Source organism: Geodermatophilus sp. SYSU D00742, assembly GCF_054049935.1.
Map to the genome: position 1 here is coordinate 1 of NZ_JBJGYJ010000061.1, position 7,801 is coordinate 7,801.

8 protein-coding genes and 1 pseudogene are annotated in these 7,801 nt (G+C 74.9%); 6 read left to right on the forward strand and 3 right to left on the reverse strand.

From position 1 onward, the window contains the following. The 3 genes and pseudogenes from ACI78V_RS22580 to ACI78V_RS22590 all read left to right on the forward strand — a co-directional run. Positions 1 to 220 (forward strand): annotated as a pseudogene (locus tag ACI78V_RS22580) (S-(hydroxymethyl)mycothiol dehydrogenase); the annotation flags it as partial. After that, positions 217 to 801: an MBL fold metallo-hydrolase gene (locus tag ACI78V_RS22585; protein ID WP_456854973.1), complete on the forward strand. Its 585-nt coding sequence runs from the start codon at positions 217 to 219 to the stop codon at positions 799 to 801. The pseudogene ACI78V_RS22580 and the gene ACI78V_RS22585, both read left to right, overlap by 4 nt. Next, positions 791 to 1,708 carry a methylenetetrahydrofolate reductase gene (locus tag ACI78V_RS22590; protein ID WP_456854975.1) on the forward strand — a complete coding sequence of 306 codons (918 nt, stop codon included), beginning with the start codon at positions 791 to 793 and terminating at the stop codon, positions 1,706 to 1,708. The genes ACI78V_RS22585 and ACI78V_RS22590 overlap by 11 nt, the downstream gene beginning before the upstream one ends. Positions 1,709 to 1,957: 249 nt before the next feature. Here the strand turns inward: ACI78V_RS22590 and ACI78V_RS22595 are convergent, their stop codons facing one another. Then, positions 1,958 to 3,079: an aromatic ring-hydroxylating oxygenase subunit alpha gene (locus ACI78V_RS22595; protein ID WP_456854977.1), complete on the reverse strand. Its 1,122-nt coding sequence runs from the start codon at positions 3,077 to 3,079 to the stop codon at positions 1,958 to 1,960. 402 nt (positions 3,080 to 3,481) lie between these two features. After that, positions 3,482 to 4,282, reverse strand: coding sequence for an IclR family transcriptional regulator (locus tag ACI78V_RS22600; RefSeq protein WP_456854979.1), 801 nt, complete (start codon positions 4,280 to 4,282; stop codon positions 3,482 to 3,484). A 130-nt stretch (positions 4,283 to 4,412) separates the two neighbouring features. Between ACI78V_RS22600 and ACI78V_RS22605 the strand changes: the two genes are divergently transcribed. Both ACI78V_RS22605 and ACI78V_RS22610 read left to right on the forward strand, forming a co-directional pair. After that, the gene (locus ACI78V_RS22605; protein WP_456854981.1) at positions 4,413 to 4,733 is read left to right on the forward strand and encodes a bifunctional 3-phenylpropionate/cinnamic acid dioxygenase ferredoxin subunit; all 321 of its coding nucleotides are present in this window, start codon (positions 4,413 to 4,415) and stop codon (positions 4,731 to 4,733) included. Then, a complete protein-coding gene (locus tag ACI78V_RS22610) occupies positions 4,730 to 5,902 on the forward strand; it encodes an NAD(P)/FAD-dependent oxidoreductase (RefSeq protein WP_456854983.1) in 1,173 nt (390 codons plus the stop codon). Before ACI78V_RS22605 ends, ACI78V_RS22610 begins: the two co-directional genes overlap by 4 nt. Here ACI78V_RS22610 and ACI78V_RS22615 read toward each other — a convergent pair. Beyond that, a complete protein-coding gene (locus ACI78V_RS22615; protein WP_456854985.1) occupies positions 5,879 to 7,087 on the reverse strand; it encodes an MFS transporter in 1,209 nt (402 codons plus the stop codon). The two genes, ACI78V_RS22610 and ACI78V_RS22615, sit on opposite strands and share 24 nt — an antisense overlap. 21 nt (positions 7,088 to 7,108) lie before the next feature. On the opposite strand from ACI78V_RS22615, the gene ACI78V_RS22620 reads away from it, so the two are divergent. Continuing rightward, positions 7,109 to 7,720, forward strand: coding sequence for a TetR/AcrR family transcriptional regulator (locus ACI78V_RS22620; RefSeq protein WP_456854987.1), 612 nt, complete (start codon positions 7,109 to 7,111; stop codon positions 7,718 to 7,720). Positions 7,721 to 7,801: the final 81 nt, after the last annotated feature.

The following is a 7,801-nucleotide window of genomic DNA, read 5'->3' on the forward strand; positions in this document are numbered from 1 at the left end:
GATCGAGGTCTTCGGCCGGGGTGGTGCGACGAAGTCCTCCTGGTACGGCGACTGCCTGCCCTCCCGGGACTTCCCGATGCTGATCGACCTCTACCTGCAGGGCCGCTTCCCGCTCGACGACTTCGTCACCGAGGCCGTGGGCCTGGACGACGTCGAGGAGGCCTTCGAGAACCTGCGCCAGGGTGAGGTGCTGCGCTCGGTCGTGGTGTTGGACAAGTGAACGCGCGGACCGAGCGACTCGTCGTCCCCGGCGGGGTCGGGCGCGACGTCGACACCAACGTCTGGCTGGTCGGCGACGACGACGAGGTGCTCGTCATCGACGCCCCCCACCGCGCCGAGCCGATCGTCGAGGCCGTCGGCGGCCGGAGGGTCACGGCGATCGTGCTCACCCACGGGCACAACGACCACATCACCGCCGCCGTCGCCCTGCGCGAGGCCACCCGCGCGCCGATCTGGCTCAACGCCGCCGACCTGGCGCTCTGGTGCAGCGTCCACCCGGGGGCGCTGCCCGATCAGCCCGTCGGCCACTGCACCCCCTTCCCCGTGGCCGGGACGCGACTGCTCTCCATGCACACCCCGGGGCACAGCCCGGGCAGCACCTCGCTGTACGCACGCGACCTGGACACCGTCTTCACCGGCGACACGCTGGTGCGCGGCGGCCCCGGGCACGCCCCTGGCGGCGAGGCGTCGATCCGGCACTCCATCCGCTCGTGTCTGCTGACCCTCCCCGGGGACACCGTCGTCCGGGCGGGCCACGGCGAGGACACCACCGTCGCCGCGGAGGTGGGCCGTGTCCGTTGAGGCCTCCGGTGCGCGTCCGGGCGCGGGGTCGCCGCGCCCGGACGCGGGCCGGCCGGCGCGGCGGCGGCCCCGGGTCGCGCTGGAGCGGGCGCTGCGGGGCGCGAGCTACGAGGTCCTGCCGCTGCGTGGTGCCGAGGAGTCGGTCGTCGAGCACGTCCCCCGCGCCGTGCCTCTCACCGTCACGGTGACGGAGGCCAAGGGCCTGACGCCCACGCTGGAGCTGGCCGAGCGGTTGGCCGGGCACGGGTTCGACGCCACGCCGCACCTGGCCGCCCGGCTGGTCCGGGACGGCGCCCACCTGGCCGACGTCACCGCCCGCCTGCGCGCCGCCGGGGTCGACAGCGTGTTCGTCGTCGGCGGCGACGCCGCCGAGCCCGCGGGGGCGTTCCCCGACGCACTCAGCCTGCTGCGGGAGCTGGAGCGAGCCGGCCACCCGTTCCGGCGGGTGGGGATCGGCGGCTACCCCGAGGGGCACGGGCACATCAGCGCCGAGCTGATCGAGCAGGCGCTGGAGCGGAAGGCACCGCACGCGACCCACGTCATCACCCAGCTGTGCTTCCACCCGTCGACGACGACGGCGTGGGCGCGGCAGGTCAGGGCACGGGGGGTGGAGCTGCCGATCCGCGTCGGGCTCCCCGGTGCGGTGACGCGCCAGAAGCTGGTGCGCATCTCGGCGGGGCTGGGGCTCGGGCAGTCCGCCCGCTTCCTGAGCAAGCAGCACAGCCTGTTCTGGCGGTTCTTCCTCCCCCACGGCTACCGGCCCGACCGCCTGGTCGAACGCCTCGCCCCCACCCTGGGGCAGCCCGGACACGGCCTGCAGGGCCTGCACCTGTTCACCTTCAACGAGGTGGCGAGGACGGAGGCGTGGCGACAGGCGTGGCTGGCCCGGCTGGCCGACGACCGCTGAGCAGACGGCGCCCGTGACGGACCGGGACGCGTCGTGCGGCAGCGTCCCCACGGCACCTGCTCCTGGAACCGCCCGTCCTCGCCCACCCCGCCGAGGCCGGAGCCGTCGGCTCCCCCGACGTCCGGCCGGCCGGATCCGCGACGGGCCCTCCCGAGGCCGTGCGCCGCCGGCCGCGGCCACGTCGTCGTCGACGCACACGGCTCCGGGGCCGGGGGGACGACGTCCCCCCGGCCCCGGAGCACCACGGGGTCAGCGCGCCAGGCGCTGGGTGAGCCACTCGTGGAAGGCACCGATGTGGTGCTCGGAGGGCACCAGCACGCCGCCGTTGGCGTAGGCACGGGAGGACATGGCCGGCTGGGTGCGCTCGCAGGCGGCGAAGTCCTGCTCGTTGACCCGGTGGAACAGCTCCACCGACCGCGACACGTCCCGGCCGGACTCGACCACCTCGTGGGAGTACAGCCAGTCGCACTCCACGATCGTCCGGTCGGCCGAGACCGGGAACATGCGGTGGAAGATGACGTGGTCGGGCACCAGGTTGACGAAGACCGTCGGCTTGACCGTGATGGCGTAGTAGCGGCGGTCCTGCTCCTCGTCGACGCCCGGGAGCCGGTCGAAGCCCTCACTGCCGTCGACGGTGAAGCCCTTGACGTCGTCGCCGAACTCCGCGCCGTGGCCCACGAAGAACTGCGCGGCGTACCCGTCGGCGAACTCCGGGAGCACCTCGGTGAGCTCCGGGTGGATGGTCGCGCAGTGGTAGCACTCCATGAAGTTCTCGATGATCAGCTTCCAGTTGGCCTTGACGTCGTAGGTGACGCGGCGGCCCACGGACAGCGAGTCGAGGTCGTAGTGGTCGATCGCCTCCACGCTGCCCAGGCGCTCGACGATCTCGCCCATGACGTCGTCCTCGAACGACGGGGGCTCCTTCGCCAGGCAGACCCACGCGTAGCCCAGCCACTCCCGCAGCGCCACCGTGACCAGGCCGTACTCGACCCGGTCGATGTCGGGCATCTTGGTCAGGTTGGGGGCCGCGATGAGCTTGCCCTCGAGGTCGTAGGTCCAGGCGTGGTACGGGCACCGGAAGGCCCGGTTGGTGGCGCCGGAGTCCTCCGTGCAGATCTGCGCGCCGCGGTGCCGGCAGATGTTGAGGAACGCCCTCAGCTGCCCGTCCCGGCCGCGGACCACCAGCACGCTCTCCCGGCCCACCTGGACCTTCTTGAAGGAGCCGGGCTTGGCCAGGTCGCTCGACCGCACGACGCAGAACCACATGTCCTCGAAGACGTGTGACTGCTCCAGCGCGAAGACGGCGGGATCGGTGTAGTAGTGGCCCGGCAGCGTGGAGATGAGGCTCGCGGGCTGGTCGGTGGTGGTCATACGGCACCTCGGGGTTCCGTCGGCGATCTGCGGGACGCCGGAAGTCGGACAACTCAGGTCTGCGGCTGGCCACGGTCGCCATGCGCCAGCGGGCTCACGACGTCCGGTGTGTTGCACATTACAGAGCGCGTCGCGCTCTACGCAACAACCTGTGTCGCCGCGAGTTCCACGGGCACCCCTCGGAGATCACCGCCGCCGTCGCGGTGCAGGTCCCGCGCGCACGCCGGGCGCCGTCCCGCCGGCGGGGTGCGCACGCGACGCCCTCACGACCCCGCCGCGGCGACGACGCGTGCGCGGGCGCGCCCTCCGACGACACCGTCCCGGCGACGGTGTGCGCACAGGACACGCACCCGACGCCGACCACGGAGGGCAGCACGGGCGGGCGGGGCCGACCCCGGCGATTCAGCGGGACTGCGCGTAGAAGCCCAGTCGCCGGCTCAGCTCCTCGGCCCCGGACCGCACCCGCCGGGCCAGCCGCGGGAAGTCGTCCTCGGCCATGCGGAAGGACGGGCCCGAGACGCTGAGGGCCGCGACCACGTCCCCGTCCGCGCCCCGCACGGGGGCGGCGATGGCGCTGAGCCCCACCTCGTACTCCTCGACGGTGGCACCCCACCCCTGCTCCACGATCCGGTCGAGGTGCTGGCGGAGCACCTCGGGATCGGTGATCGTCGCGGGGGCGAAGCGCGGCAGCTCCCGGGAGAGCACGTCCTTGCGGACGGCGTCGGGCGCGTGGGCCAGGAGCACCTTGCCGCTGGAGGTCGCGTGCAGCGGGGTGCCCTGCCCGACCCAGTTGTGCGTGCTCAGCGCGGCCGGCCCGCGGACCTGGCTGACGTTCACCGCGCGGTCGCCGTCCAGGATGGCGATGTTCACCGTCTCCTCGAGGTCGGCGGCCAGCGCCTCGCAGATCGGCCGCCCCTCCCGGGCGATGTCCAGCTGCGCGGCGGCCGCACCGGCCAGGCGCACGACACCGAAGCCGAGCCGGTACTTGCCCCGGTCGGCCAGCTGCTCGACGAAGCCCCGGCTCTCCAGCGCCGCGACCAGCCGGAACGCCGTGGACTTGTGCACGCCGAGCTCGGCGGCCACCTCCGTGACCCCGGCCTCCCCCTGGGCCGCCAGGATCTCCAGGACGCTCAGTGCCCGGTCGACGGACTGGACGACGGCGACGGAGCCGCGGTCCGCACTCTCCCCCTGGGGCCCACTCATGATCTCAGCGTAGGTCGTGAGCGGACCGAACCCGCCGTCTCCTCTTGACGATGCCGTGAACCCCGGACCATCCTGTTGCGCTATCAGCGACGAGTTGCGGTGAACGCAACATGAACCGGCTGGAGCGCCCATGATCCCGGTCTGCCCGACGACCGACCTGCCCCCTGGAGAGGCGACCCGAGTCGAGGCCACCGAGCCCATCGCGGTCTTCAACGTCGACGGCGACTTCTACGCGATCGACGACACGTGCACCCACCAGGACGCGTCGCTGGCCGACGGCTGGCTGGACGGCTGCGCCGTGGAGTGCCCCCTGCACGCCTCCTGCTTCGACCTGCGCACCGGGAAGGTGTCCGGCCCGCCGGCCAAGACCCCGGTCCGCACCCACCGCGTCGTCGTCCAGGACGGCATGGTCTACGTGCAGCCCGGCATCGCGGCGGACGGTGCGGCATGAGCCCCACCGTCGCCGTCGTCGGGGCCTCGCTGGCCGGCCTGTCGGCTGCGCGCGCACTCCGCGAGCGCTCCTACGACGGCCGCATCGTGGTCATCGGCGACGAGGTGCACGCCCCCTACGACCGCCCGCCGCTGTCCAAGGAGTTCCTGGCCGGCACGGCGTCGCTGGACGACATCGCCCTGGGCACGCCCGACGATGCCGACCTCGGGCTCGAGTGGCGGCTGGGCAGCCGGGCGGTCGGCCTGGACCGCCGGGGCCGATCGGTGCTGCTGGACGACGGCAGCACGGTCCGGGCCGACGGCGTCGTCCTCGCCACGGGCGCCCGGGCCCGGCGCCTGCCCGGCAGCGAGGGGCTCCAGGGCGTGCACGTGCTGCGCTCCCTGGACGACGCGGTGGCCCTCCGCGCGGACCTCGTCGCCGGCGGCAGCCTCGTCGTGATCGGCGCCGGCTTCATCGGGGCCGAGGTCGCCTCCACCGCCCGCGCGCTCGGGCTGGAGGTCACCGTCGTCGAGACCCAGCCCGTTCCGCTCGCCGGGCCGCTGGGCGCCGACATGGGCGCGGTCTGCGCCGGCCTGCACGCCGACCACGGCACCCGCCTGCTGGCCGGCACCGGGGTCGCCGGGCTGGTCGGCACCGGCCGGGTCGAGGCCGTCGAGCTGACCGACGGCACGCGCCTGCCCGCCGACGTGGTGGTCGTGGGCATCGGCGCCGTCCCCAACACCGAGTGGCTGGCCGACTCGGGCGTCGCCCTCGGCAACGGCGTCCTCACCGACCCGCGGTGCGCCACCACCGTCCCGGGCGTGGTCGCCGTCGGCGACTGCGCCGCGGCGTGGTCGGCCACGGCCGAGCGGCACGTCCGCATCGAGCACTGGACCACCGCGCTGGAGCAGCCGGCCACGGCCGCCGCCACCCTGCTGGGTGCCACGGAGCCGGCACCGGCGCCGGTGCCCTACTTCTGGTCCGACCAGTACGGCGCCCGCATCCAGTTCGCCGGCTCCCGCCGCGAGGGTGACGTCGCCCGCGTGGTGGAGGGCAGCTGTGCCGACCGCAGCTTCCTGGCCGTCTACGAGCGCGACGGCCGGCCCGTCGCCGTCCTCGGGATCGACCAGCCCCGCCTGTTCACCCGGTGGCGCCGGCAGCTGCGCTCAGCGGTGCCGGCGCCGTCCTGACCCCACGGCCGGTGGCGGCCGGCGAGGAGCGCGGGGAGCGGCGAGCGCGGCGGCCGACACCACGCCCGCGGCGGCGACGAAGGTGACCGGTGCGCCGGCCGCGTCGGCGAGGGCACCGAGCAGGGCGGCGCCGGCGGCCTGGCCCATGGTCAGGGCGATGAACAGGAGGGCCGTGGCCTGTGCCGCCGCCTCCGGCGCCTGGCGCCCGCCCCAGGCGATGAGCACGCCGCTGAGCGCCACGAAGCCGCAGCCGAACACCGCCAGCGCGCCCGCCGCGACCACGACGGTCCCCGGCCTCCAGGCGAGCAGCACCGTGCCGACGGCCGTCATGCCCACCGAGACCAGCCAGGCGGCGGGCAGGCCCGCTCTGCGCACGAGACTCCCGCTCAGCCCGCCGAGGAGGGCGGCCGCGCCCAGCAGACACCACAGCACCGCGGTGACGGAGGCCGACAGCCCGCTGCCGGTCGTCACGTCCGGGCCGAACGTCCACACCCCGGCACCGCCGGCTCCGGCGACCACACCGGCGGTCAGCGGGCGGGCGAGGCGCAGCGGCCGCAGGCCGGAGGCCGGCCGACCGGGAGCCGCCGCGGGTGGGCACCAGCAGGCGGACCGGTCGGCCCACCAGGTCACGAGCAGGGCGCTGACGGCGAAGCCGAGCCACGCCCACCGCCACTGCGCCGGCCAGGCGAGGACCACCAGGCCGCCCGCGACCACCCCGGCCCCGGTGCCGCTGTTCACCACCGCCTGGGACTGCGGCTCGGTGGACGCCGGCACCGTCCGGGCCACCGCCGCCACCAGCGCCGGACTGGCGGCACCCGCTCCACTGCCGGCGACCAGCGCCCCGATCGCGAGGACCGGCGTGGCCGCCGCGACGGCGACCACCAGCGCACCCACGGCGGCACCGACCCCGGCCGACCACAGGGCCCGACGCGCCCGGCCCCGGTCGACCAGGTACAGGCCGAGGACGGCTGCGGCGCAGTAGGCGAGGTAGCTGCCCGCGGCGATGCCGCCGGCGACGGCGGAGGTCAACCCCAGGTCCGATCGGAACTGCGGCAGGTAGAGGCCGAAACCGTAGCGGGTCAGGCCGTAGGTGACGGCGATGACCAGCAGCCCGCCGACCACCAGCAGGCGCGGCGCGGCACGCTCCGCAGGGGCACGACCGGACCGAAACGACCGTTTCAGCATAACGATCGTTATGCTAGGCGCGTGGTCACCGCCGCTGCGAGTCGACCGGCCAGGGAGCGGCTGCTCGACGCCGCCGGCGAGCTCTTCTACGAGTCCGGCATCGCCGCGACCGGGGTGGACGCCGTCCTGGCCCGCGCCCGCGTCGCGCCGGCGACCCTGTACGCGCACTTCTCCGGCAAGGACGGGCTGGTCGCCGCCTACCTGGAGCGCCGCTTCCGGACCTGGCAGCGGACGTGGGACGACGTCCTCGACGTGCGGACCGACCCGGTGGAGCGGCTGCTGTCGGTCTTCGACGCGGTCGTGCGGTACCGCGAGGCCGAGGGCAACCGCCGCGGGTGCGCGTTCCTCGCCGCGGCGACCGAGCTGCCGACCGGGCATCCCGGCCAGGAGTGGCTTGCCGCCGACTCCCGCCTGCTGACCGGGCGTCTCCACCGGTTGGCCGCGGCTGCCGGCGCCGAGGACCCCACCGGGACCGCCGACGGTCTGCTGGCCCTGTACGACGGCGCACTGGCACGCCTCGCGCGCCAGGCCACCACCTCCGGGCTGGACACCGGCGACCCGGTGCGCCGGGCCCGGCAGATGGCGGCGGACTGGCTGGCGGAACGGGTGCGTCGGGTCCAGCCCCCCGCCTGAGCCCGGCACGGCCCCGGCCACACGCAGCCGCCCCGGCGGTGGCGCTGCTCGTGCTCGACCTGATGCCGATGCACGACACGG